The following is a 2,127-nucleotide window of genomic DNA, read 5'->3' as shown; positions in this document are numbered from 1 at the left end:
GGGAGAGGGGCTTTAGGGTAGAGCTTGCGAGTTCTAAGAACAGGAAGGCAGTTGAGAGGTTTGAGAACGGCGAGGCAGATTACCTTGTTGGTATTGCTACATACTACGGCTCTCTCGTCAGGGGGCTTGATCTGCCCCACCTCATACGCTATGCCGTCTTCACAGGCGTGCCGAAGTTCCGCTTTAGCATAGACCTTGAGAGGCCGACCATCTACCGGGCCCTGGGACTGCTCAGTGAGGTCATGGACTTCCTGAGCGACGAGGACAGAAAAACGGCTGAGAGGCTTCACGCAAGGCTCAGGAGGCTCATAAGGAACATCCCTCAGTTCGAGCTCATGAAGATTGAGGAGGCTTTAGCTGAGGGCCTGCCTATAGAGAACGAGTTTCACAACCATGTTTTAGAAGTCTTCCGCGAGCTGGTTGACTTCCTCAGGAGGGTTCTCCACGACGAGGAAGTTTTAAGGAAGTTGGCGGAGGATCCGTTCGTTAGCCTGGCTAAGGAAGGAGGCAAGTGGTTCATCGAGATCCCCGATGTTAGAACCTACATCCAGGCAACCGGAAGGACAAGCAGGCTCTTCGCGGGCGGGATAACCAAGGGCTTGAGCGTTCTCCTGATCGACAACGAGAAGGTCTTCAACGGTCTCGTCAGGCAGATGCGCTGGCGCTTTACCGAGTTCAACATGGTTCCCTTTGAGGAGCTCGATCTCGACGGGATACTCAGGCAAATTGATGAGGACAGGGAGAAGGTAAAGCTGGTAATGGAGGGCAGGATAAGCTCCAAGGTAAAAGACCTCGTGAAGTCCTCGCTGATGATCGTCGAGAGCCCCAACAAGGCCAGAACGATAGCGAACTTCTTCGGCCAGCCGAGCAAGACGAGGATAGGGGATTTAGTCGCATATGAAGTCAGCATAGGTAACAGGATGCTGACTATTTTGGCAAGCGGTGGGCACATGTTTGACCTTGTGACGGATGAGGGCTATCACGGCGTCCTCGTTGGTGGCAACGGAGACATCCTGAAGTTCATACCGGTTTATGACACCATAAAAAGGTGCCGCGACTGCGGCCATCAGTTCGTTGACTGGGAGAAGAAGGGCCTCTGTCCTCGCTGTGGGAGCACGAACGTGCGCGACGCCTTTGAGAACGTCGTTGCAATGCGCGAGCTGGCCCAAGAAGTGGACGAGATACTCATCGCTACCGACCCCGATACTGAAGGAGAGAAGATAGCTTGGGACATAAGGAACGTTCTCAGTCCATACACACCGAACATAAAGAGGACTGAGTTCCACGAGGTTACGAGGCCGGCCATACTGAGGGCTATCGAGGAGGCGAGAGACGTAAACGAAAACCGCGTCGAGGCCCAGATAGTCAGAAGGATAGAGGACAGGTGGATAGGGTTCGAGCTGAGCCTTGAGCTCCAGAGGGTCTTTGAGAATCGCAACCTCTCCGCTGGAAGGGTTCAGACGCCCGTTTTAGGTTGGATAATCGAGCGCTATAAGGAGTTCAGCGAGAGCGAGACCTATTTCCTTGGTCTGACCCTTGAGAACGGTCTTCAGGTCACGGTCGAGATAGGGAAGGACGGGAAGGAAGCAGAGCCACCGGAGGAGGTTGTTGTCAAGGATGTCCAGATTGAGGAGAGGGAGCTCAACCCGGCACCGCCCTACACTACCGATGCCATGCTCAAAGATGCCTCAACCTTCCTCAAGCTTTCAGCGCCCGAGACGATGCGCTTGGCGCAGGACCTGTTCGAGGCAGGTCTCTGTGTCACCCCAGATACACTGGTCAGTCTCGCCGATGGAAGGCTGATGAGGATTGAAGAGGTCGTTAGGTCAGGGGAAGGAAACCTTCTGGCTGTTAACGGGCTGAAGGCCAAGGAGGCTAAAGCCACCAGGTTCTGGGAAATCGAGTGGGACGGACCGCTGAAGATCATCAAACTGAAGAACGGCCACGAGGTAAAGGCGACCCCCGACCACGGGCTACTTGTTATCAGAGACGGAAAACTTGGCTGGATCTCGGCGAAGAACATAAGGCTCGGTGACTACGTTGCCTTTGCTTACAACACTGGCCACCTGGGAAGAAAGAGGTACTCGCTTCTCCAAATGCTCGTTGAGCTTGGCATTACAGACGTTA

At 54.3% G+C, this 2,127-nt stretch carries 1 protein-coding gene; it reads left to right on the top strand.

All coding sequences use genetic code 11. The features are described 5' to 3' along the window. Positions 1 to 2,127: reverse gyrase (rgy, locus tag MVD07_RS05280; protein WP_297499409.1), on the top strand; the 2,127-nt coding region annotated here is incomplete at both ends.

Source organism: Thermococcus sp., from assembly GCF_027008145.1.
Lineage (GTDB): Archaea > Methanobacteriota_B > Thermococci > Thermococcales > Thermococcaceae > Thermococcus.
Note: the sequence above shows the minus strand (reverse complement) of the source record. Positions and strands in the feature narration are given on the sequence as shown.